General features: G+C 34.9%; 16 protein-coding genes and 1 tRNA gene. 3 read left to right on the top strand and 14 right to left on the bottom strand.

Annotation, left to right across the window (positions count from 1 at the left end; all coding sequences use genetic code 11):
* Position 1: 1 nt before the first annotated feature.
* Both BST92_RS00830 and BST92_RS00835 read left to right on the top strand, forming a co-directional pair.
* Positions 2-1858, top strand: a complete 1857-nt coding sequence (locus tag BST92_RS00830) for a DUF4139 domain-containing protein (RefSeq protein WP_105069752.1) — start codon at positions 2-4, stop codon at positions 1856-1858.
* 94 nt (positions 1859-1952) lie between these two features.
* Positions 1953-2026 (top strand) — tRNA-Arg (locus tag BST92_RS00835).
* Positions 2027-2172: 146 nt separating this feature from the next.
* Here the strand turns inward: BST92_RS00835 and BST92_RS00840 are convergent.
* Genes BST92_RS00840 through BST92_RS00855 form a run of 4 tightly spaced genes read right to left on the bottom strand, consistent with a single transcriptional unit; the run spans position 2173 to position 8400 of the window.
* Positions 2173-3591: an efflux transporter outer membrane subunit gene (locus tag BST92_RS00840; protein WP_105069753.1), complete on the bottom strand. Its 1419-nt coding sequence runs from the start codon at positions 3589-3591 to the stop codon at positions 2173-2175.
* A 4-nt stretch (positions 3592-3595) separates the two neighbouring features.
* Positions 3596-6733 (bottom strand): efflux RND transporter permease subunit, encoded by a 3138-nt coding sequence (locus BST92_RS00845; protein ID WP_105069754.1) that lies wholly within the window; start codon positions 6731-6733, stop codon positions 3596-3598.
* 22 nt (positions 6734-6755) lie between these two features.
* A complete protein-coding gene (locus tag BST92_RS00850) occupies positions 6756-7895 on the bottom strand; it encodes an efflux RND transporter periplasmic adaptor subunit (protein WP_105069755.1) in 1140 nt (379 codons plus the stop codon).
* Positions 7896-7899: 4 nt separating this feature from the next.
* Entirely contained in the window at positions 7900-8400 is a 501-nt protein-coding gene (locus tag BST92_RS00855) for a GbsR/MarR family transcriptional regulator (RefSeq protein ID WP_105069756.1), read from the bottom strand.
* A 312-nt stretch (positions 8401-8712) separates the two neighbouring features.
* Here BST92_RS00855 and BST92_RS00860 point away from each other — a divergent pair, with 312 nt between their 5' ends.
* A complete protein-coding gene (locus BST92_RS00860; RefSeq protein WP_105069757.1) occupies positions 8713-11013 on the top strand; it encodes a chondroitinase-B domain-containing protein in 2301 nt (766 codons plus the stop codon).
* A gap of 81 nt (positions 11014-11094) precedes the next feature.
* On the opposite strand, the gene BST92_RS00865 is transcribed toward BST92_RS00860, so the two are convergent.
* From BST92_RS00865 to BST92_RS00905, 10 genes are all read right to left on the bottom strand, one after another.
* The gene (locus BST92_RS00865) at positions 11095-11850 is read right to left on the bottom strand and encodes an SDR family NAD(P)-dependent oxidoreductase (RefSeq protein ID WP_105069758.1); all 756 of its coding nucleotides are present in this window, start codon (positions 11848-11850) and stop codon (positions 11095-11097) included.
* Positions 11851-11868: 18 nt separating this feature from the next.
* Complete coding sequence (locus BST92_RS00870; protein ID WP_105069759.1) at positions 11869-12630, bottom strand: SDR family NAD(P)-dependent oxidoreductase; 762 nt, start codon at positions 12628-12630, stop codon at positions 11869-11871.
* A gap of 27 nt (positions 12631-12657) precedes the next feature.
* Positions 12658-13038 (bottom strand): cupin domain-containing protein, encoded by a 381-nt coding sequence (locus BST92_RS00875; RefSeq protein WP_105069760.1) that lies wholly within the window; start codon positions 13036-13038, stop codon positions 12658-12660.
* Positions 13039-13040: 2 nt separating this feature from the next.
* The gene (locus BST92_RS00880; RefSeq protein ID WP_105069761.1) at positions 13041-15251 is read right to left on the bottom strand and encodes a heparinase II/III domain-containing protein; all 2211 of its coding nucleotides are present in this window, start codon (positions 15249-15251) and stop codon (positions 13041-13043) included.
* Between the two features lie 190 nt (positions 15252-15441).
* The gene (locus BST92_RS15400; protein ID WP_342747815.1) at positions 15442-15825 is read right to left on the bottom strand and encodes an EamA family transporter; all 384 of its coding nucleotides are present in this window, start codon (positions 15823-15825) and stop codon (positions 15442-15444) included.
* 89 nt (positions 15826-15914) lie between these two features.
* Positions 15915-16289, bottom strand: coding sequence for a GRP family sugar transporter (locus BST92_RS15405; RefSeq protein ID WP_342747816.1), 375 nt, complete (start codon positions 16287-16289; stop codon positions 15915-15917).
* Positions 16290-16417: 128 nt separating this feature from the next.
* Complete coding sequence (locus BST92_RS00890; protein WP_105069762.1) at positions 16418-18829, bottom strand: glycoside hydrolase family 2 protein; 2412 nt, start codon at positions 18827-18829, stop codon at positions 16418-16420.
* A 21-nt stretch (positions 18830-18850) separates the two neighbouring features.
* Positions 18851-20011, bottom strand: a complete 1161-nt coding sequence (locus BST92_RS00895) for a glycoside hydrolase family 88 protein (RefSeq protein ID WP_245910829.1) — start codon at positions 20009-20011, stop codon at positions 18851-18853.
* Between the two features lie 177 nt (positions 20012-20188).
* Positions 20189-21736: a RagB/SusD family nutrient uptake outer membrane protein gene (locus BST92_RS00900; RefSeq protein ID WP_105069763.1), complete on the bottom strand. Its 1548-nt coding sequence runs from the start codon at positions 21734-21736 to the stop codon at positions 20189-20191.
* A 29-nt stretch (positions 21737-21765) separates the two neighbouring features.
* Positions 21766-24825 (bottom strand): SusC/RagA family TonB-linked outer membrane protein, encoded by a 3060-nt coding sequence (locus tag BST92_RS00905; RefSeq protein ID WP_105069764.1) that lies wholly within the window; start codon positions 24823-24825, stop codon positions 21766-21768.
* Positions 24826-24996 lie beyond the last annotated feature (171 nt).

The raw sequence follows: 24996 nt of genomic DNA on the forward strand, positions 1-24996 counted from the left end.
TATGAGAATTCTTTTTATCACCATACTGCTTTCCTCATTTCTAGTCCATAGTCAGGATTTAAAAACAGCATCTACTATTAATGAAGTTACCTTATACTTACAAGGTGCTCGTATAGAACGTACTGCTAGTATAGAATTGAAAAAAGGAACCCATGAGATTAAATTAAGTGATTTATCACCTGATATTGATGAGGCCAGTATTAATATTACAGATCTAGATGGAATGAGACTTAACGGACTTTCTTACAGCGTTACTGCATTAGAAAAGAAAGAAACCAGCAATAATATTAAAGCACTAGATACTCAAATTGCAGAGGTAAAAGATGCGATAGGTAAGTTAAATGCACTCAATAGCGGTCTGGACCAAGAGAGATTATTATTAGAGAGCAATCGCAGTCTTAACAGTAAAGATACCGGATTGAGCCTTGCACAGATTAAAGAATTTGGTTCTTATTACCGTATTAGATTTGCTGCAATTATTAATGAGCGTAATGCAAATAATGAGGCTATTACTAAAGCGAGCGAGCAACTGAATAAGTTGAATATCGAAAAACAGAAGCTTAATCCTGAGGCTAATGAACGTCGAGGAACGATAACATTAAAAGTCATCACACCATCAACACGTCGTTACTCGATTAATTTTAGTTATAATGTATATAGCGCTGGATGGGTACCTATCTATGATATCACGGCACAAGGTAATGATGACAAAATAAACCTCGCTTTTAAAGCCCAAGCTTATCAAGCTACTGGTACAGACTGGAAAAATGTAAAATTAAAGATATCAACTGGTGATCCACAGATGGATAACCAGATGCCCCAATTGGAGACAAAACGTCTAGGTTTTGTAAGTAGGAACTACAACGCAAGAGCAACGGGTAGAAGTAATAAACGATATAACCCATTAGTTAAAACTATAAATGGTAAAGTGACCGATGGATCTGGCGAACCTGTACTGGGAGCAACGGTATTAATTAAAGGAACTTCTATAGCAACGACTACAGATTTTGATGGTAATTATAGTATCAATGCAGAGGATGGCGAAGTACTAGTGATTAGTTTTGCCGGTTATTCACCTCAAGAAACACCTATATATGCTTCCAACATTAATGTAACTATGGAAGAATCATTAGATGCAGTTGTAATTTCAGCCTATCGTACTGTAAAGAAAAGTAGATTTGATTATGATGCTGAAGAAGTTGAAGTAGATGATTATGTGCCAGCTGTAGTTGAAGATATTGAAGAGAATATAGCATCGCGCACCTTTAATTTATCACAGCTTTACTCAATACCTAGTACGGGAGAATCTACAGATATAGAAATATCAAATAATAATGTTGATGCTGCATATGCTTATTATGCTGCTCCTGTAATTAATGAAAATGTATTTCTGACCGCTACTCTTTCTAATTGGGAATCATTGAATTTAATACCTGGAGAGGCAAATGTTTATTTTGAGGATGCATTTATAGGTAAAGTATATTTTGACACCGATACCACAAAAGAAGAATTGGTAGTAGGATTAGGTGTTGATCCACAGATAAGTGTTAAGCGAGAAGATAAACGAGATTTCAAAGCAAAATCTTTCTTTGGTAACAATCGCATTGTTTCTAAAAATTATGAAATCACATTAAAAAACAATCGTAATAAAACAGTTATGGTTAAACTGCAAGATCGTGTACCGATAAGTGGTAATAGTGAGATCAAAGTTGATGAAGTAGAAACAGGAACGGCACAAGTCGATAAAGAAACTCAAATTTTAACTTGGGAAATCGACCTAGGTAGTGGTAGTCAGGTTCAAGAGCATTTTTCTTATCGAGTTAAGTATCCTAAAAGGAGGCGAATAAATCTAGAGTAAAATTTAATTGAATTATTATTGATTCTGCTTTGTGGCAATTAAACAAATAATGTATATTTGCAGCCGCTAAGGCGTTAAGCTGGATGTGATACTAGGCCTCGTGGCGCAACTGAATAGCGCACTTGATTACGGCTCAAGAGGTTACAGGTTTGAATCCTGTCGAGGTCACTAGATATAACAAGGGTTTCAAGAAATTGAAACCCTTTTTTATGCTCTAAACTTAAAACTTTATTAAAAAATGGGATTATCACAAATTGTAATAATCCCATTTTTAAAGCTTGCTATTATTGCTTTAGAAGCATATTTCTATCAAGTTACCTCCATCCACCTCCTAAGGCTTCATATAAATTAACGACTGCTACTAATTGCTGTAATTTAGTATCAATAATATTTAACTCTGCTGTTAATGCACTTTCTCTGGCTGTAAGTAAATCAAGATAGTTTGCATAGCCGTTTTTTAATAATTCTTCAGAATTACTTTCGGCTTTACGTAGCGCCTCTACTTCATTCACTCTAAACTCATATTTTTTAGTTTCTGATTCATAGCTAAACAATGCATTTGACACTTCATTACCGGCGATCAACAATGTTTTTTTAAACTCTAAAAGTGATTGTTCTTGTTGAGCAAGAGCAACTTCTTTTTGCGTTTTAAGCTTTCGCTTATTTAAAATTGGCTGGGTTAATCCACCTACTAAATTTGCGAATAGAGAGTTAACACTCAATAATTCATCTAATTGTAAACTCTGTAAACCTCCAGAAGCCGTAAGTGTTAACGATGGATATAAGCTACTATTAGCTACATTGGTCAACTCAAACGAATTTATTAAACCATATTCTGCTGCCATTACATCTGGTCTATTGCGCAATAAAGTAGAAGGAAAACCTAATTTAATGTTTTCTTCTATCACCTGGCTTTCTAATGTTGATCTATCAAAATTTTGTGGTCCCTTACCTAACAAAATACTCAAGGTATTTTCAGTTTTAAAAATAGCTGTCTCAATATCCACCTGTAAAGCTCTAGCATTATTAAACTGAGCCACATTTTGATCAACGGCTACTTGAGTTACCTGTCCTGCATCTTTTAACGCCTTAATGGTTTCTACACCACTTTGCCTTGTATCAATGGTTTGTTTTGTAATTTCTAACTGTGCATCTAATGCTAACAAATTATAATATGCACTTGCTATACTAGAAATAAGCTGAGTCTTCACTGCTTGATGACCTGCTACACTTTGTAAATATGCTGCTTGTGTGGCTCGATTATTACTGCTTATTTTACCCCAAATATCTGCTTCCCATGATAAATTTGCTGTAATGTCGTAGGTGTTTAGTCCACCACTAAAAATAGAACCAAACTGGCTATTTTCTGAAAATTCCTGACGAGTATAATTGGGTCCAACATTTAAAGTAGGTTGAAATCCTGCTTTTCCTTGTTTTGCATAAGCTTGTGCCGCATTCATTTGTTGAATTGCTATTCGAACGTCCATGTTATTTTTTAAACCTTCTTCAATATAACTTTGAAGAACGGAATCTTTAAACATTGTTTTCCAAGATAAGTCTGCCATAGACAAACTATCTAAAGGCAAGTTATCTGTTCTATAAAGCTCTTGCGTCACTTCAGGTAGATCTGGTCTCACATAATCTTGAGCTACAAAACAACTTTGTAGTGTTAATGCTACAACTAATATTAATGCGCCTTTACTAAAGTTTCTGTGTTTTATTATTGACTTCATTGTTTTAATCTTCAATAGTTTGTACTGCTGGTTTACCCGAAACTTTTTCTTGTAACCATTGGAATAAGATGAAAAGGATTGGAATAACAAATACTCCTAGAATAGTACCAATAAGCATTCCGCCTGCTGCACCAGAACCAATCGAATTGTTTCCTTCAGACCCAACACCTGAAGCTAAAGCTAAAGGCATTAATCCTAATATAAAGGCAAATGATGTCATCAAAATAGGACGGAGACGTGATTTAGCTCCATGTATTGCTGCATCTACAATGCTCTCTCCATTTTTTCTTCGCTGTAAAGCAAACTCAACAATAAGTATGGCATTTTTAGCCAACAGACCGATAAGCATAATTAAGGCGATCTGGAAATAGATATTGTTTTCTAGGCCTAAAAATTTAGTACTTATATAGGCACCAAATACACCAAATGGTAATGAGAATATGACAGCAAATGGTAGTAAATAACTTTCGTATTGAGCACTTAATAAAAAGTATACAAACAGAATACTAAGTATAAATATAAACGTCGTTTGGTTTCCTGCATTAACCTCTTCTCTAGTTAAACCAGAATATGCAACTGTATAGTTACTAGGTAATTTTGCAACTTCTTCTTCAATAACTTTAATAGCATCACCTGTACTGAAACCTTCGTTTGTAGCACCTGTTATTGTGGTCGAATTAAAAAGATTAAAACGTGTAACCGACTGCGGTCCATACACTCTTTCAAGTGATACAAATTGTGTGATTGGTGTCATTTCACCAGAATCTGTTCTGACATACATGCGGTTCAACGCGTCCTCGTCTGCTCTATCTTCTGGTAAAGCTTGAATATACACTCTAAATTGTTTTCCATATTTAGAAAAATCTGAAGCATAAATTCCTCCAATATATCCTTGTAATGTTGAAAAAATACTATTAATTGGAACGCCTTTTTCTTTTGCTAAAGGCACATTAACCTCCATTTCATACTGCGGATAATTGGTGTTAAAAGCCGATGTTGCATATTTAATTTCTGGATGTTTCATTAAAGCCATAGAAAATTCTTTATTGGCTTTATCCAAGTCTGTAAACTCACCTCCAAATTTATCTAATAAATTAACTTCAAAACCAGATGAGTTACCAAAACCACGAATACTTGGAGGCGCAAAGAAAATAATATTTGCTTCTGGTATGGTAGCCGCAATACCAAACAATTTTCCAATAATGGCTTGAGATGCTAATGATGGGTCTTTACGGTCGTCCCAATCTTCTAATTCAAAAAATCCAATACTAAAATTACTACCTGCACCACTTAATAAGCTACTACCTTTAATAAAAGAAACTCCAGATACTCCAGGTAAATCTTTTGTTTTTTCGTACAACTCATTAGCTACTGCATTAGTTCTATCTAAAGAGGCTCCTGCTGGTAATTCTATATTAGCAAAAATAATTCCTCTATCTTCATTTGGTACAAAACCTGTAGGTGTTGTTTTGGCTGCATAAAAAATACCAATTATGGCTAATACTAATAGTAAACCAGAAATCCATTTTCTTTTATATAGTAATTGTAGTGATTTTCCGTATCTATCAATCGTTGCATTAAAACCACGATTGAATAAAGCGTAAAAACGTTTTAATGGTCCTTTACCTTTCAACTCCTCATCTTCTTTATGTTCTTTTAATAATAAAGCACACAATGCAGGACTTAAGGTTAAGGCATTTACAGCCGAAATTAATATGGCAATAATTAGCGTGACACCAAACTGCTCGTAAAATACTCCTGTTGGTCCTGTAATAAATGTAACAGGAATGAATACTGCAGCCATTACTAAGGTAATAGAAATAATAGCTCCAGAAATCTCATTCATGGCAGTTATTGTTGCTTTTTTAGGGTTGTGTTCACCTTCATCCATTTTAGCATGAACCGCTTCTACAACTACAATTGCATCATCTACCACAATACCAATTGCGAGTACTAAAGCAAATAGCGTTAATAGGTTGATAGAGTACCCAAACACATTTAAGAAAAAGAAGGTACCAATAATAGATACAGGTACTGCAATTGCAGGAATTAATGTAGATCTAAAATCTTGAAGGAAAATAAATACTACTAAAAATACCAATAGAAAAGCTTCAATTAAAGTGCTTATTACTTTTTCTATAGATGCGTTTAAAAATAAACTTGTATCATACGGTATTGAAATATGTAATCCTTCAGGAAGGTCTTTTTCTATAGATTGAAAAGTTGTTTTAATGTTTTCTATAATTTCTTGAGCATTAGAGCCTTTAGTTTGAAAAATTCCCATAAACACCGCAGGTTTTCCTAAGGTCATGGCATTAGATGCATAAGATTGCGCATCTAACTCTATGGTTGCAATATCTTTAAGTCTTAAAAACTCTCCGTTTCCTAAAGCTTTAATGACAATATTGCTGTATTGTGCTTCATCTTTAAAACGACCACTATACGTTAAAGTGTATGAAAAAGATTCACCATTATTTTGACCTAAAGATCCAGCAGCTGCTTCTAAGTTTTGTTCAGCTAAAGCTGCAGAAACATCTGAAGGTATTAAACCGTAAGACGCTAATTTTTCTGGATTTAACCAAATACGCATCGCGTAATCTTGTTGCGAAAAAACATTAACGTCTCCAACTCCACTAATACGCTGTACGGCAGGAATAACATTAATTTTTAAGTAATTTTGAATAAAAGTAGCGTCGTAATTTTCGTTTTCAGAATACATTGAGATAAACATCAACGCACTGGTTTCTTGTTTTTGCGTTACAACTCCTGTTTGAGTTACCTCTGAAGGTAGTAAAGGTGTCGCTCTAGCAACACGGTTTTGAACGTTTACCGCAGCAATATCTGCATCTGTTTCTTGATCAAAATATACTGTAATTTCGGCTGTACCTGTATTTGATGCTGTAGAAGTAATGTAAGTCATTCCTTCTACACCATTAATTTGCTCTTCGATAGGTACAATTACACTCTCTAAAACAGTCTCGGCATTGGCTCCTGTATAATTTGCCGACACCTTTATAGTAGGTGGTGCAATATCTGGATATTCCTCTATTGGTAAGCTAGTTATACTAATAACACCTAGCAAAACTATGATAATAGAGATTACTGTTGAAAGTACTGGTCTTTCAATAAATGTTTTTAACATTATAAATATGTTTGGTGGTTATCTAATTTCTAAATAATGTTGCAACTGGTTTAATTGCTTCCTCAAAAGACGTGTCCTGAGGCGCAATTGCCATACCACTTTTTAATTTTCCAATACCAGAAATTACAATCTTGTCGTTAGGCTCTAAACCAGCCTCAACAACATATAAATTATCTACTTTTCCTTTTACTTTTAAAATAGAAGTCTCTACTTTATTATTTTCTCCTAATTTGAAAATCATAATATTACCTTGTTGCTCAAAAGTTGCAGTTTGTGGTACAACGATAGCGTCTTTATACTCTATTGGAAATTTAATTTTACCACTGTTTCCGTTGGTTAAAATTTCGTTTGGATTATCAAAAGCAGCTCTAATTTGTATCGTTCCTGTACTTTGGTTAATCTGTCCTGTACTGGTTTGAATACGTCCTTTTTCAGAATACTCCTTACCATTTGCCAATACTAAAGTTAAGTCTGGCGAATTTTTAATACGCTCTGCTTTATTTTGACCTTCAGAGCGTTGTAAATGATCTATATATTGTGCTTCATTAAAACTAAAAAAAGCATATACTTCGTCTATTTGACTAACTGTTGTTAATGGTGTTGCATCATTTGGGCTAATTAAAGCACCTTCTCTAAAATTAATGGCACCAACAAAACCGTCTATTGGACTTTTAATTGTCGCATAACCAATATTTGCTGTTACACCACTATAATTAGCTTTAGCTTGAGCTAAATTTGCTTTAGCAGTTTCTAATTGAACTGGACTAATAATATTTTTTTCTACTAAAGGAACCAGTTTATCAACCTCAACTTGTGCCACATTTACTCGTGCTTTAGCTGCACCTGCATCTTGGCTTAACGATTGTGTTTCTAGTTTAAATAAGATTTGACCTTTACGTACTTTTTGTCCTTCGTCAACGTATACTTTTTCTATATATCCAGAGGTTTTTGCTCTTACATCACTATTTACTTTACCTTCAATAGTTGTAGGATACTCAGTAAAACCAGTGACGGTTTTTGTTTGTAATTGTGTTACAGGAAAAGGTAAAACCTGTTGCTGTTGTGCTGAAGCTGCTTGCGCTTTCTCATTATTATCACAGCTAATCACTAATAGAAAAATACTAGCTATTGATAATATTGAAATTATTTTATTTACTTTCATTATTTTAAAGGTTGAATTTATTTTTAATTAGGTTGTCTTTTAGTTCTTTCATTGATGCAGAAGCACTTGAAATAAATTTGAGATAATTGTTATGAAATGTTAAATCAAATTTCTCATCTTCGTCAGTAATATGTTTATTTATGGTTTCTTTATAAGCTTTCATTTCAAGATGTAATACTTCAACAGTTTCCCATTCTTGAATCATATTATCAATATGATTTAATACCGAATCTTTATTAATTACAAAATACTTTTTGCGGTCGCCCGTTTTGGTAAAGTATTCTATTTTTTTTAAGTCTTGTAAGTGGTTTAGATGTGTAGAAATGGTGCTTTTACTTGCGCATAATACCTCTACCATTTCATCAAAAGTTGCTCCTCGTTTTCCTGTTAAAATCACATAAGCCATTATACGTGCTGCAACAGGTGCTAAACTATCTTTACTTTCTAAATGAACGCCTAGTCTTTCTACAAGCTCCATTTTTTCCTTGCAAATCGAATCTTTCATTTTTATTTAAGTTAAGTTATAATCATTATTTAATCATGCAAATATATAACTAGTTCGGAACTAACCGAACTGAACGAAGTTAAATATTGTTAAAGAAATTTCTTTTCAATTGGCGTATACAATCTTCAATTTTAAAGATTATAATCATCAAATTAATACTGATCATATGGCAATATTGACAATACGATATCTTCTTAAGTCAATATAACCGGTGTTTTGGGATGTTTTTCCCCCTAATACTGTACTATCTATGATGGATTTGAAATTAAAAAATCAACTATTTAAGGTAATTTCATATTCTAAATCACTCATATGAAAAAGCTACTTCTTATTCTATTATTAATTTTAAACTTCAGCTGCAGTGAAGAACAAAATAATCCTCTGGATACAGTTGTAAAGAATATAGAAGATTTACAAAACGCGATTGATAATGCTCAACCTGGTGATGAGATTATTCTATCAAATGGCGTTTGGGAAAACTCTCAAATAAAATTTCATGCTACAGGCACTGAAAAACAACCTATCACCTTGAGAGCAGAAACGCCAGGAAAAGTAACGCTAGAAGGTGAATCTGTTTTAAAAATAAGTGGAGAACACTTAATTGTTAAAGATTTATATTTTAAAAATGGTTACACACCAGATGAAGCGGTTATCATATTCCGCAATAGTCCAGATTCTATAGCATACAACTGCCGCGTTACAGGTACCGTAATAGAAGATTACACACAGCTAGATAGACACAGAAAAGATCATTGGGTAGAATTTTATGGACAGCATAACGAGCTGGACCATTCTTATATCACTGGAAAATCTAATGAAGGTCCGACCGTAAAAGTTTATTTAAATGATAATAGACATATTAACAATTATCATAAAATTCACGACAACCATTTCGGTCCACGACCTAGAAAAGGTGGACCTAAGGCAGAGACTATGCAATTAGGAGCTAGTACAACCTCTATGACACCATCATACACTCAAGTGACTAATAACTTATTTGAAAAGTGTAATGGCGAGGTTGAAATCATATCTAGTAAATCTAATTTCAACAACTTTAGTAACAACGTATTTTTAGAAAGTGAAGGTTCTGTAGTGACACGACATGGTAACTATGCCACTATCAGTGGTAATCTGTTCATTGCAAATGATAATCCTTATGTGGGCGGTATAAGAGTAATTAACACTGGCCACTGGATAACAAATAATTATTTCTATGGCTTGAAAGGTCAGGAATTTCGTGCCGCGCTTGCTATAATGAACGGTATCCCTAAATCACCTTTAAACCGTTATAATCAGGTTACAGATGCTGTGATTGCTCATAACAGCTGGATCAATTGCGAGCAACCTATTCACTTTTCTGTAGGCGTAAACTTAGATCAGGCAGACGTGCTACCGCCATCAGAAATTAGATCTGCAAGGCCTAAAAGAGTCATCTTTGCAAACAATTTTGTTTACAACCAGTCGGCTACCTCTTACCCTATCAAGGCTTATGATAAAATTGACGGTGTAAAATTCAAGAGTAATCTATGGACCACTGCCTTTGATAATGAGACGACAGATTTGGATTATTTCGCTTTCGCGAAAGCGGACTTAAAACCAGCATATGAGATCTACTATACTCCTACAAATTATAATAAAGAGTTGTACAACGGATTTAACTTCAACACCATAGATACCGATGCATTAGGTGAAAACAGAAATCAAGATCAAAATTATATAGGAGCGATTATTCCACCTCTTCAAAAAGAACCTGTGCAATTGAAAACGAGTAATTATGGTCCAGAATGGTTTACGGCAAGACAGGGAAATCAAGATATTAAAACCCACAAAGTGTCTAACTCTAGCGAATTACTAGCTGCTATTGATAAAGCAAATTCTGAAGATATCATCCTATTAGAAGATGGTAACTATCTTATTGATAAGACTATAAATTTATCTAAGGAACTGACCATTACAAGTAAAGAGCAAAAGGTAACCATACAATTTGACGCTCTTAAGACTGGATTCTTGATGCATCCTAAAGGTATTTTACACTTAGAAAATCTAAACATTATAGGTACACCAGAACAAGATCTATTTAATACGCTAGATGAAAATATGTCCATGGCTTACGGAATACATTTAAATCATGTAAACATATCTAACTTTAAATCTGTACTAGACGCCTCTAAAAGCTCATTTGCAGATGAAATCACCATAAGCGATTCACAATTTAATAACTGCAAAAATGGTTTCTTGTTAGATAAAGAAACTGATGATAAAGGAGATTATAACGTAGAATTCTTAACGGTTACTAATTCTACCTTTGATAACATCTCTAATGAGGTGATTGACTTTTATCGTGGTGGATATGATGAATCAACTATAGGTGGAGTTCTAACATTAAGTAATAATGTATTTAAAAATTGTGGTAAAGAGGATAAAGATGAGATTTTAATCAATACTCGTGGTATTATTAACGTCACAATGAAAGACAATCTATTCACAAATAATAAAACAAAGCTCACTGCGGTACTATGGGGTGCAAAAGGTCAAGAGCCTATTAACAATACCATTACCAACTCTGGTGAGATTAAGGTGGTTGAGAACATCGCATTAAAATTGGTTTACTAAGAATAGTAACCAGTAGGCATAAAAAAAACCTGATATAACTATCAGGTTTTTTTTGTTTTGAATTTTTGACTAATTCAATGACTAACTAAATGCTAGTCCACCATTAATATCAATATTAGTACCAGTTATATAGGCACTCTTATCAGTGGCAAGATAAACGACTAGATCTGCAACATCTTCTGCATATCCCTGACGACGTAATGGCGCCATTCCAGCAACCTTAGTACGTACCTCATCTGGTGTGAAGTCATCATGAAACTTTGTTGCAATCATACCTGGCGCAACTGCATTAACACGTATACCATCTGGACCAAATTCTTTTGCCCAACCTCTAGTAAGAGTCATAATTGCTCCTTTTGCAGCAGCATAAAGAGTGGCACCACCACCACCACCATCACGACCTGCTAGCGAAGATAAATTAATGATAGAACCACCATCGCCCATCAAAGGTCTTATAGCTTGGGTAACAAAAAAGGTAGATTTATAATTAAGATCTACTAATAGATCAAAGAATTCTTCATCTACTTCTTCTGTTTTCTTTCTAGCTACCAGTCCACCGGTATTGTTCACTAAAACATGAACCTCACTACCGTAAGCAGCAACAGTTGCATCTTTAAGTTTTTGAACACCTGTCATTTTAGTTAAATCAGCTTGTACAATTGTACATGATCCACCGGCGTCTTCAATCATTTTTTTTGTTTCCTCTGCTTTACTGGCACTACTGTTATAATTAATAACCACTTTAGCACCTTCGGCAGCGAGTTGTAAAGAGATAGAACGACCTATATCTCGCGCTCCACCTGTTACAACAGCAACTTTATTTTTAAGTTTACTCATTTTATTATGAATATTAAATTAGATACCTAATGCCTGTCCACCACCTATCTGGATTGTCTCTGCAGTGATGAATGACGCATCTTTACTAGCTAAGAAAGAAACAACGCCACTTACATCTTCTGGCTTCCCTAGACGACCTAGTAATATATTATTTGCCCATGAAGCAAATACTTCTGGCTTTGTAGATTTAATTTGTTGGTGAAATGGAGTATCAATAGTTCCAGGAGAAACCGCATTTACTCTTATTCCATATTCTGCAAGATCTTTTGCAAGAGCTCTTGTAATTGCGTGAACACCAGCTTTAGAAGTTCCGTAAATACCAGCTCCTGGACCACCAGCGTTCCATGCTGCATTAGATGTATAATTAATAATTGATGGATGCCCTCCTTTCTTAAGGAAAGGAATAGCTGCTCTAGATGCAAAGAATACTGAGTCTAAGTTCAATGCCATTACTTTTCTATAAAAGTCAGTAGTCATTTCTTCAAAACGAGATCTACCACCTAGTCCACCAGCATTGTTCACAAGTGTATCTATTCTACCATACTTCTCACCTATGGCTGTGATATTTTTAGTAACAGCATGTTCATCTGTAACGTCAAAACCCATATATTCTGCATCAACTCCAGCTTCTTTTAGCTCTGCAGCTCTTGCCGCACCAGCTTCATCGTCTATACCATTAAGGACAACAGTATAACCATCGTGACCTAATCTTTTTGCTACTTCAAAACCTATTCCACCAGTTGCACCAGTTACTACGGCTACTTTTCCTTTATTACTCATATTATTGATTGTTTACTAGTTATGATTTTATTTATCTTCTTTATCGCCAAAGTATGACACTCCACTACCGTCTAGAAAATCCTCGCGCACTGGAGCAAAAACATCGATAAGCATTCCTTCTTCTAAGCAAACTGCACTGTGCATTAAATTAGGCTCCATGTAAACTCCATCACCAGCTTTAACGATTTGCTTTACACCATCTATTTCAAATTCAAATTTACCAGCTGCTACATAAGTAGTTTGGGTATGAAAATGTTGATGTGGTGCACCTTCTGCACCTTTTTCAAATTTTACTTGAACCATCATGATCTGGTTGTCATAGCCTAAAAATTTACGAGATACGCCACCTCCTAAATTTTCCCATTCCATCTGGTCTGTTAAAATGTATTTTTCACTAAATCTTTTCATGATTATAATTTAATTAATTGATGCGGTCCATCCCAACTGATAGATTTACCATTATATGTTATTGTATGATTTGTTTGTTGATCACGCTTTTGCGAAAGCGTATATAAATACGTCTCTTCTCCTACTTTAAAGCTCACAATATCATAGTCACCTTGCTTCTCATGTGATAAATCTGAGAATACAGATTTAGGAAATGTTACTGTTTCTTGAATAGGATTAAAGAATCCATGAGGTTCTATGATGTTTACAAATGTGTGATTTTTAATACTGGATGGCTGTCTGATTAAATACTGACGTTGTAGATTAAGGTTAAATTCTGGATCATTTGCACCAGTTTGTGTGATGTACAACTCTGTATCAAAATTTGTCACACTAGTGATGCTATAAAAGCGCTGTGCCTGTAAAAATGTGAATTGTGAATTTGTATGGTTAGCAAGTGGAGAACCTTTTGCTAAAACTTCTAAATGGTTGTATCCATTATCTTTACCTAGAACAGTTTTATTAGCTGGTCTGGTGTAATCAAATTGTGTGTCTATGATATCACCAAAGAAAGGGTAATTTAAATCCATTTGATGTCCAGTACTAGAATCTACATGGTATAAATCGATTATAAATGGCCTGTTTGAAATATCTGAATCGTTAATCATAGTAATAGATCTAGATAGCTTTGTGCCTTTATAAGCCATTGTGTCTGTTGCAACGGTAACTTGTAATCGATCATTACTCATATCGTTTTTAACGAGTTGAGAAACATGCTCTTCTGAATATTTTACGTTTCCTTTATATTGTGATTTTTCATCCAGTACCACAGCACTATGCGCGATAGTATGTTGAGCATAAGTTTTATTTTCTGGTAAATAGCGTCCACCTCTTTTAGTTTCTATATTTAAAAATCTGGCAGCTCCATAATCAGGGATAATTTCATTACCATGGTCGTAAACTGAAAGACTTAATCGATCAAAGTGTCCATGTCCCATACCTTGAGTAGAGAATTTAAGTACAGCCTGTAACTGTCCTGCTGTTTTTTGAGGACTGCGCATTAAAGATAGTCCACCGCTGTTCCCTTCTACTCCATCTGCAATGAACATACTAGGTCTTTCATAAAAGTCCTCGGTATTATCAGTAATAGCATTTGCTGCAATCACACCAGCATCTGTTAATGATATTTTATTCATCATTTTAATAACAGGTAATAAGGATGCGTCTTTATATTGTTTATAAGCTATGTTTGTTGCAAATACGACTTCATCGCTTTCCCATGTTTTACTTTTAATCGCGTCATTTATAGGATAGAAACGGCCTTGCTCATCTGTAAGCTGCAGTAAGGTAGTCACGGCTTTTCTTAAAATTCCATCTCTATGTTCAAAAATCTTAACATCTGGTCGATTGTTCTCTATAGCCTCTGCAAAAGCAATAAAAGGTAGAATAGCATACCTGTGGTAGTAAGGACCTTCACTATAAAATCCATCACTTGAAAATAAATGATCTAATTGTGCTATAAAACCTGTTTCACCATCTTTATTACTTCCATAAATAGATCGATCTATCATATCATCATCGCCCAATACCATACCTGTCATGCCTACAGCAGCAACAGACCATGTCCCATGATTGTGAATTTTATTAAATACATCATAACTATCCACGCTTAAAAACGTTGCCATAGGACGCAATAAATCAGTCTCTATTTTTGTACGCTCTTCATCAGTCATAAATTCACGTGTCATGTCATATGCTTGAATCATATAAAATAATGTCACTGCTTCATTAAGCCCTTGCCAGTATAGTTTACCACCTGGATGATTTTCTTTAGCCTTAGGGTGCATACCCAACGTAGGATACATCGCTGCATAACCAGTAAACATCTCTTTTACAAAAGCTAGTTTTTGAACTGTAGGGTTTACATTATAAGAGATGGCTACACGATATAAATCAGAATAGTTTCTTTTATGCTTTTCGTGAGAATATCCACCACCTGCATCAACCGGTTGCGGTATGATTACAGATTCTTTTAAGATCTCTTTGACCTGACTTTCTAAATCTTCTGTTGCATGAATAACTATAGCATTATCAGAATTTTTAAATGAATTAATTCCTGAGGCAGATAGAAGCAATTTACTACTCGAACTAGAAGAATCTACTGTTGTTTGCTTTTGTTTACAAGCGATTGTAGTTGTTATTAAAAAGGCAAGAAATATAATTCTATGAAGCATAAAACAGTCTTTATTTAATAGATAAGTTGATAGCTATCAGACTTATCAAAATTGGTTTACCAATCTGGTTGCCCAAAATAAAGGTTTTCACAGTGGAATTGCAAATTCAAGAGCTGTTTTGTTTAAACAATCTGATAAAAATGATATAAATATTGAGAATCTGCTTTCGCGCAAGCGAAAAAACCAATCTCTATGAACTCCATCTAGACTTGTAGAGGATATTAAGTACAAGGCCTATGATAACCAACGCAATCCCGAGAACTGACCAAAGAGTATAAATTTCTAGAAACCATGTAGCGCCGATTAAAACTGTAAAAATGACCTCAAGATATTTTAGTGGTGCTACTAATGAAGTTGATGCTATTTGAAAAGATCGTGTCATAAATAGCTGCCCTATAAACCCAACTACACCCAAACTAGCTAATAATAACCATTCAGAACCAACAGGTTGCACCCAATTATTAATACTAAGTAATCCACCAAGAATAACACCTATGGCCATAAAATAATTAATGATAACTATAGGATGATCTTGTTTGCCTATTTTAGAAATTACAACAAATACTAATCCCATTCCAAGCGCTGATAGAAGCACTAAACCAATACCTATGAGGGAAATATTTTCATCGTATCCCTTTAAAATAAACACACCAGAAAATGCAATTAAAAAAACAACCATTGTAAAGGTTTTATTCTCTCTCTGAGCCATATTACTGCAAAAACGGCAGCAAATATGGGTGATAGATATCGCAGTGTCACTGCGGTGCCTACTGGTAAGTATTTGAGTGATAAAAAGAAAAGCAGTAACGATATAGATCCGAAAACGCCACGAGCGATTAACAACCATCGTTTATTACCTAAAATCGATATTTTCTTGTAATTAAGATATATCATGGTAATTATTAAGGATCCAATTGATCTAAAAAACACCAATTGAAAGGCACTAAATTCAGATAGATATTTTACAACACCATTCATTATTGCAAATGCCAATGTGCTGAAAAGCATGAAAAGTATCGCTTTTTGTAAATCCTTCATTGTCAACTTTTAATTATGACTGTGCAAGTTTAAGCGTTTATATTGATTAAGTACTGCTGTTTTAAGACGACTTTAAAGACAATTCTTGATGGGTTTAAGAAGTCGAGATTATACTTATCAAAATACATTTATTCAATGACAAGGTAAGTACCTTTAAAGCTTTGGTTCAACACCATTACTTCTAATTCTTTACCACTGTCGTCACGTACTATCTCTATACTTGCTTTTCCATTTGCCATTTTTATGGACTCACTACCTGTAGGTGTCCCTAAACTTTTCAAAGTCGTACCACCTGACAAAGCTTGAAAATACACGCGTTCTTCATAGTCTAAACAACGTAACCCATCACCATCCATTGCTGTCGCAGTGATTAAGTAATTACCATTATTTAGTTTTTCAGATTCTAGAATAAGCTCTTTGGCTTTACCGTTTTTAGTAAATCTATAGTTGACTTCTAATTCATCGCTTACTTGTTTATCCTTATTAGTAGTCCCTACAGCTTTCAACTTATTTTTTCCTTCTTTAAAATCTACTTTCCATGTTAATCCAGATGCTGGGAATTTAGAAATGTCCTTTTTCTTAGTTCCTAAAGATTGACCATTGATAAAAAATTCTACTTCTGGTGCATTTGAATAAACACTTATTTCACGTTGGGTTCCCTTAGGACCTTGACGTTCTGTCCAGGTATGTGATTCTATCCAAACAAAGGGCTCATCGCTCCAATAACTTTTAAAAACATAGAAGGAATCTTTTGGATTATTATTTCTGTCTACGAGTCCTTTTTGATTGATATATGGAATATCATTTTCTGGTCTTAGTGGTGTTCCAAAATCTTTGAACGCCCATTGAGCGTTACCTATAAAAGTAGAGTCTGTTTCTGAGATACGTAAATGCCAGTCAAACAGATCAACCATATAGTTTTCACTCCAGTCACCTATTTGGGCGATATTAGCTACATCAGTTTGTATGATGGCTTCTTCCCAACCATCTGCTTTAATGGCTCCTTCACCAGTGACTGGATTTTCTGTGTGACGTCCTAGATGACTACTTCCACCATATTCAGTATGAATAAAATGTTTGTATTGAGCTTTGTATTGATCTATCGCTTTTTGATAACTTTTATAACTACCAGAATACCATCCAGACCATATGGATGGCGAAAACACATCTACAATTCCCGCTCCTTCATAGTATTTTCTTATTGCGGTTACTCTAGATGGATCCATTTCATGTGCTAGATCGTTAAGTGATTGTAGATACTCATTCATCTTCACTGTATTATCACCATCTTCAAAATCTGGCAACCAATACATCTCATTTCCTAACGACCAGAATACAATGCTGGGATGATTGTAATTCTGATTAATAATTTCCTTCAACATGCCGGTAGTATTTTCTTGCCATACATCATTACCCAATCCTCCACGGCACCATGGTAGTTCATCCCAAACTATTAGTCCTAGCTCATCGCAGGCTTTATAAACTTCAGGATCTTGTGGATAGTGTGCTAATCTTACAAAGTTTGCGCCCATGCTTTTTATAAGTTCCATATCTGCGCGATGTTGCTCGTTGCTCATGGCTGCGCCTACTCCAGCATGTTCTTCATGGCGATGTGTTCCTCGTAATAGTAATCTTTCTCCATTCAAATAAAAAGCGCCATGATCTTTAAACTCAAACCACCTTAAACCAATTTTTTCTTCGGTTTGATCAATGATTTTATCGCCGTTTTTAATAATTGTGGTTAAGGTATAAAGGTTAGGAGATTTGGTACTCCAAAGTTCTGGAGATTTGATGTTTTCAAATGACAGACTCGTGAATTTATCAGTTCCAACAGCTTCAGTCATTTTAACCGATTTACCTGTAGGTGATGTTAGTTCACAATCTACTATAAACTCTTTTGGAAGCGTTGAAGTTTCCACATTAATAAGTAAGCTAGCATTTTCTGCAGAAACTGTTGGTGTAACTTTTACTCTATCAATATGTGTTTGCGGTAAAGTTACTAACCATACATCTCTAGTAATACCTCCATAAATAAAGAAATCACTTTTTTGAGAAGGAATCACTTCTGGATCATAACTGTTATCAGCTCTAACTAATACTTCATTACTTCCTGCTTTTACTACATCTGTAATATCTACTGTAAAACCTATGTAACCACCTATGTGACCACCTACCTTTGTTCCGTTCACATATACTTCAGAAATGATGTTTACTCCTTCAAAATACAATTCATAAACTGGATTATCAGCAATAGTTTCTATCTCCAAATCTTTCTTATACCAGCTAGAACTACGCCTATAACCTGGATTTAAATCAGTTGCATCCAGCGCATTCCATGTATGTGGTAGATTTACAGATTCCCAATCTTGCTTTTCTAGAGCTTCATTTATATCTAATGTGGGATGCTCTAAATATTGCCAGTCTTGATTAATATTAATCTTAGACCTTTCAACAGTAGTAGTTGATATCCCTGACACAGCTGAGTCACAGCTGGCTGTAATCACAAAAATGAGTACCCAAAGTTTCAAAAAGTGATTCATAAAGTAATTTTAAAGTGAAAATTATTGATCCAGTTCTTGTAAGCGCAACATCAATTCAAGGAAATAATAATCTCCATAAATAATAGGTTCATCCATTTCTGATCTTTTGGACCAGTCACCAGAGCTGTGTTGAAGAATAAAGGGAATCTCTAAGTCAGCAGGAAGAATATATTCCTCAGACTTTAAATTATTCAATACTTTTTTACTGTAATTGATATAGATTTCATTTTTAGTATAGCCATATAATTCCACTAATGCCGATGCTACTATAGCCGCAGCAGATACATCTCTAGGCTCATCTGGAATGTTAGGAGCATCAAAATCCCAATATGGTATACCGTCTGCAGGTAAATTTTTGTGATTAATAAAAAAGTTTGCAGTCGCCTGCGCTTGTTTTAAATAATCTCCGTTTTTAGTATATCTATAAGCCATCGTATATCCATAAATGGCCCAACCTTGTCCACGAGCCCATGCAGACTCATTGCTATAACCTTGGTGAGTTACACGTTCTTTTACATTACCATTAATCGTGTCATATACCACCACATGGACAGTACTGTCGTCTGGTCTAAAATGATTTCTTAATGTAGTATTTGCATGTTTTACAGCAAGATGATGATAGGTAGAATCGCCAGAAAGTCTAGTCGCTTCAAAAAGCAATTCCAGATTCATCATATTATCGATAATAACAGGGAATTCCCAATGATCAGCTTTAAAATCCCACGATCGTATAGATTGAACATTAGGATTAAAACGTGTCGCTAAAGTTTGGGCACTTTGTAGAAGGACTTCCTTATAAAATTCATTTCCTGTACGATTGTAACCTAAACCAAAACTGTTGTACACCTTAAATCCCATATCATGAGTTCCATCATTAAACTTTTCTTTTTCTATAAATGCGGTCCATTTTTGTGCGCTTTCGCGAAAGCGAGATTCACCAGTAACATCACTCAACATCCATAAGTTTCCTGCATAAAAGCCGCTAGTCCAATCTTTTGATGGTCGTTTGAGTATTTGTTTTGTCTCAGGATTATAACTACGTGGAAAGGCCGTCGAATCTAATGGATAGTCGAGTACTTTGTTATATCGTGCGATCAAAAGCTGATTGATATCAGTAGTATCAGTAATGATCTCTTTAGTTTCATGAGGCTTGCAAGAGGCCAATAATATAAAACAGGTCAAAAGCCAACTAATATTGTAAAAGGTTTTCATGGTTATAATGGAATAAAGATCGAAGCATTTTACCTCGTTCATTTTAAAAGTAACACAAAGAGCAGAATCATAAATTCAAATTTGGGTAAACAAAAATCCCAGCAACTAAAAGTCACTGGGATTAAAGCAGTTGGCTATTTCAACTTCTTAATATCCTGGATTCTGAGGCAATAAATTTGGATTTCTATCTAACTCGTCTGCTGGTAATGGCATTAAATAATCTGTAGTAGAAAAATCAGACTTAGCACCTTCTAGTCCCATAGGACCGAATGCTGTTGCGCCTAACTGTCTTCTTGCTATATCGTACCATCTTTTACCTTCAAAAGCAAGCTCTAGACGTCGCTCTTCAAGGACATCATTTGCTGTAACCATATAAGTCATAGGTAGTTCTGCAGGCTCTACACTAGGTGCCACCGTAGTCGTTACTCCTGCTACAAGTGTTGTACCACCCATTCTTGCTCTAGCTCTTACGCGATTCATATAAGTTAATGCAGCAGTATTATTTCCTATCTCTACGGCAGCTTCTGCAGCGATTAAAAGTAGCTCTGCATAGCGTAACATAGAATAGTTATGACTAGTTGCTCTTGCATTACCACGTGCAAATGCACCAGGATAGCGAGTATACTTTGCTATATAAGGTCTGTTCTTTGCAAACTGGTGCCCACTTACTGTAAAATTAGTATAGAATTCAAGGTTTCCATTGATAGATGCACCATCGTCCATACTCACCGCACGTCTGTAATCTGAAGCATTCCATGTATCGTATACTGCAAAAGAAGGAACGGCTACGGACCATCCACCACCAGAGTTTCTATCATCACCACGTATCCCAGTCATAGGTGCGATCTGATCATAACCATTATTAGGCGCTTCAAAATTGTTGTAGTCTAAAGCAAATATTGGCTCAGGTGATGCATCAATTTCATCTGCATTGAATAAATTTTGAAAATCTAAATCTAGATCATAGCCATAGAGGCCTTCATTCATTATAACCTCTTCTGCCTCATCAAAAGCTTTTTGAAACATGGCTGTGTCATTTGTACCAGCCATAGTTAAATAAACCAAAGCAAGGTATGAGCTAGCCGCACCTTTTGAAGGAATAGAACGTGTTACTTGAGTATCTGGCAACCATTCTTTCGCATATTCTAGGTCAGCGATGATGTTTTCATAAACCTGCGCTGCTGGCGTCTTACCTATCGTTGCATCTGCAACAGTAGCTGGTCGATCTAAATAAGGTACATCCCCAAATTGTCTTACTAAATGAAAATAGTAGAATGCTCTTATAAAACGAGCCTGTGCAATTATAGGATTCTTAACTACATCATCTGCATCCACATCTTCAGCTCCGACAATTGCTTCATTTGCAGCGGCAATACCTTGATAAGTTTTAGGCCAGAATTCACTAATCATACCGTTATTTCCTAAGGTAGTCAAATCATTCATTTCCATTCTTCTGGTCTCATTTGAGGCCAGATCTACCATATCAGAACGTAGCATTAACGCTACAGAAAGTTTTCTTCCCCAAAACTTTTCATTAATAGCGTGTGTGTAGGCACCATTAACCAATGTCTGTATATCTTGAGGGGTTTGAAAGAATCCATCTGGTGATAATCTACCTACAGGATCTTCTTCTAAATCTGAACATCCCATTATTGATACACCTATCAATAACAGTAACAATTTATATGTTTTCATAATTATATTTTTACGATTATTAGTATTGATTAAAATGTTGCGTTTAAGCTAAAAGTTACGGTTCTCGAGGTAGGATAGTTTCCAAAATCAAAACCTCTGATTGTATTTCGTTTTGCATTGTTTACACTACCACCACCGAAGTAACTTGCCTCAGGATCTAAACCAGAGTAATCTGTAATTGTAAGTAAGTTTTGTGCACTTACAGAAAGTCTAAGACGCTCTAAACGGAACTTACTTAATAATTCTGACGGCACATTATAACCTAACGCGACATTTTTAAGTCTTATATAACTACCATCTTCTACAAAACGAGAAGAAATTTCTCTATTACTATTATTACCTACACGTGGTACGTTTGTATTAGTATTAGTAGGTGTCCAGGCGTTATTAAAATTATCTACAGTAGTGTTAGCGTCACCATTTGCTAATTGAACATTAGTCAAGTTAAAAATATCTCCACCTTGAGAACCTTGGAAAAATATGCTTAAGTCAAAGTCTTTATAACTGAAGTTGTTAGTAAACCCAAAAGTATAATCTGGATTAGGGTTACCTATGGTAGTGCGATCATCTTCAGTAATATCTCCACTATTATCAATATCTCTAAATAACGGGTCTCCTGCTACACCACCGGCTAAGGTAGCTGTACCTGCAGGTAAAGCTCCACCTTGATAAACACCTGCATAATCATAGCCCCAGAAAAGACCAACTTCTTCTCCTACTCTTAAGATGGTACTTTGATCATGGCTAAAATAACTAGGTGTACCGTCTGCAAATACATCTGCATCATTTATTAAAGCAACTACCTTATTCTTATTAAATGAAATATTAAAATTAGTTGTCCAGGAGAAATTCTCATTATTAATATTGCGTGACGTTAATGCTAGTTCAAAACCTTTATTATTAACTTCACCTAGATTAGTTAATATACCGTCATTTAAGTAACCAAAATATTCTGGAATACCATTATTAGGCAATATGATATCTTTTGTATCAATGTTGTAATAATCTAGTGATAAAATGAATCTGTTCTTTAAAAGACCTAGGTCAAGACCTAAATTAGTTTGATAAGAAGATTCCCATTTCAAATCTGGGTTTGCAGGTTGGTCAGGTGTCGCTGCGCTAACAGTCTCACCGTTACTTGACGCGTATAAAGACGCATACTCTGCAAGTGATTGATATGCCGCAATAGATGGGTTACCTGTAACTCCATAACTAGCTCTAAGTTTTAAATTTGAAATTGCATTAACATCCTTTAAAAAATCTTCATTAGATACTTTCCACCCTATAGCTGCAGAAGGGAAAATTGCATACTTCTCATTTTTAGCAAAGTTAGACGCACCATCTCTTCTCACTGTTGCAGTAAAAAGATACTTATCATCCCAATCAAAATTTGCTCTACCGAATTGTGACTGAATTTCAGTTACAGATTTAGCAGAACTTGCCGGTAATAAAATGTTTGCTGAACCTAAATTGTAAAAAGAAAACGAATCTGAAAGGAAGTCGTTTCCAGCTGCCGAGAATGCCTCAGTTGTAGTTTTCTGATATGAAATACCACCTAGTAGAGTTAGTTTACCTTTTCCTATATCTCTCTTATAAGTTAAATAGTTCTCATTTAATATGCTTCTTTCTCTTGCATTGGTAATTGCTGCACGTCCATTAACTGCTCCAGCAGTTACCTCAAGAATAGAAGGACTGAATGTTCCTCTTTTTAAAGTTTCACTACTTAAACCTAATGTCGTTTTAAACTCTAATCCATTTATAATCTCATAATTTGCATAAAAGTTTCCTCTAAAGTTATCTTCTTTAGTCTCGTCTATGCGTTCTGAAGCTATAGCAAAAGGATTATCTACTAGATCTCCTACCGTGTTTCCAGAATTATAAGTACCATCATCATTGAAAACAGGCTGATCTGGAGCATAACGCATCGCTAGAGAAATAACATCATCTCCACCACCACCTATACCACCTAAACCTGTGGATTGTGTTGATATTCCATTTTTAGTACCTAAACTACCAAAAAGGTTCAAACCTAATTTAAGTTTATCATTAACCTGAGCGTCCACGTTAGATAAAAATGTAATTCTTTCAAAATCAGAGTTTATAACAATACCTTCTTGATCAAAATAATTTGCAGATGCATAAAAGTTAATTTTATCTGAACCACCAGAGAAAGAGAATTGATGTGTTTTAGTACTACCTGTCGTATAAATTAAATCTTGCCAATCGGTATTTGCAGGACCTTGAGGATAAGCTGTAGTATTACCATTATTTGCTCTAATTTGTGTCTGGTAAGCAGCAAATTGATCTGCATTTAATAGGTCTAATTCATTTGCCGTGTTTTGAATAGAGTAATTAGTATTGTATTCAACAACCAATTTACCGTTTCTACCTTTTTTAGTTGTTACTAAAACAACACCATTAGAACCTCTTGAACCATATATAGCAGTTGCTGAGGCATCCTTTAATATCTCCATAGACTCTATATCTGAAGCCTGTGGCATTGTAGCTCCCATAAAACCATCAACTACAATTAAAGGTGCACTACTTGCATTAATAGAAGTATTACCTCTAATCTGTATACTGATGGGCGCACCTGGCTCGCCACCATTATTAGACTGAACAACAACACCGGCTGCTCTACCTTGTAAAGCTTGCGCTGCATCTAGTACTGGAAATGCGCTTAATTCTTTGCTTGACACAGAAGAAACTGATCCTGTAATATCGCTTTTTTTCACTCCACCATAACCTACGACTACGATTTGATCAAGTAATGCAAGGTCCTCTTTTAAAGTGACATTAATAACAGACTGATTATTTACTGGCACTTCCATAGTGGCATAACCTACATAACTATAAATAATAGTTGCCGAATCAGGATTTGCGACACTTATAGAATAGTTACCATCTATATCAGTAGTAGTAGCACCTGAACTACCTTTAATAAGTACAGTCACTCCTAAAAGTGGCTCAGTTTGTTCATCAACAACCTTACCTGTAACCGTTGTTTGCGCATATGTAAACATCGCAAATAACATACAGCTTAAAAAGGTGCTGATATTTAAAAACTTGTTGGGGTTAGTTTTTTGCATAAGAGTAAAAAATTAAGTAATTAGTTTTAAGTTATCATTCTGAGAAACCAGCTAAATCGTTTTCGAATAATCAAATGAGATTATATTGATAATTCAGATTGTTAAAATTAGCTTAACATACACAACTAAAAATTCAAAAAAGGGTATAAAAAAATCCCGATTTCATTAAAA

It is taken from the genome of Nonlabens arenilitoris, assembly GCF_002954765.1.
Classification (GTDB): domain Bacteria; phylum Bacteroidota; class Bacteroidia; order Flavobacteriales; family Flavobacteriaceae; genus Nonlabens; species Nonlabens arenilitoris.

Excerpts from the sequence above, each read along its gene's own strand:
- BST92_RS00890 (WP_105069762.1), bottom strand. The coding sequence starts at position 18,829 with ATGAATCACTTTTTGAAACTTTGGGTACTCATTTTTGTGATTACAGCC.
- BST92_RS00905 (WP_105069764.1), bottom strand. The coding sequence starts at position 24,825 with ATGCAAAAAACTAACCCCAACAAGTTTTTAAATATCAGCACCTTTTTA.
- BST92_RS00830 (WP_105069752.1), top strand. The coding sequence starts at position 2 with ATGAGAATTCTTTTTATCACCATACTGCTTTCCTCATTTCTAGTCCAT.
- BST92_RS15405 (WP_342747816.1), bottom strand. The coding sequence starts at position 16,289 with ATGAAGGATTTACAAAAAGCGATACTTTTCATGCTTTTCAGCACATTG.
- BST92_RS00880 (WP_105069761.1), bottom strand. The coding sequence starts at position 15,251 with ATGCTTCATAGAATTATATTTCTTGCCTTTTTAATAACAACTACAATC.
- BST92_RS00855 (WP_105069756.1), bottom strand. The coding sequence starts at position 8,400 with ATGAAAGATTCGATTTGCAAGGAAAAAATGGAGCTTGTAGAAAGACTA.
- BST92_RS00875 (WP_105069760.1), bottom strand. The coding sequence starts at position 13,038 with ATGAAAAGATTTAGTGAAAAATACATTTTAACAGACCAGATGGAATGG.
- BST92_RS00870 (WP_105069759.1), bottom strand. The coding sequence starts at position 12,630 with ATGAGTAATAAAGGAAAAGTAGCCGTAGTAACTGGTGCAACTGGTGGA.
- BST92_RS00840 (WP_105069753.1), bottom strand. The coding sequence starts at position 3,591 with ATGAAGTCAATAATAAAACACAGAAACTTTAGTAAAGGCGCATTAATA.
- BST92_RS00900 (WP_105069763.1), bottom strand. The coding sequence starts at position 21,736 with ATGAAAACATATAAATTGTTACTGTTATTGATAGGTGTATCAATAATG.
- BST92_RS00850 (WP_105069755.1), bottom strand. The coding sequence starts at position 7,895 with ATGAAAGTAAATAAAATAATTTCAATATTATCAATAGCTAGTATTTTT.
- BST92_RS00860 (WP_105069757.1), top strand. The coding sequence starts at position 8,713 with ATGAAAAAGCTACTTCTTATTCTATTATTAATTTTAAACTTCAGCTGC.
- BST92_RS00865 (WP_105069758.1), bottom strand. The coding sequence starts at position 11,850 with ATGAGTAAACTTAAAAATAAAGTTGCTGTTGTAACAGGTGGAGCGCGA.
- BST92_RS15400 (WP_342747815.1), bottom strand. The coding sequence starts at position 15,825 with ATGGGATTAGTATTTGTTGTAATTTCTAAAATAGGCAAACAAGATCAT.
- BST92_RS00845 (WP_105069754.1), bottom strand. The coding sequence starts at position 6,733 with ATGTTAAAAACATTTATTGAAAGACCAGTACTTTCAACAGTAATCTCT.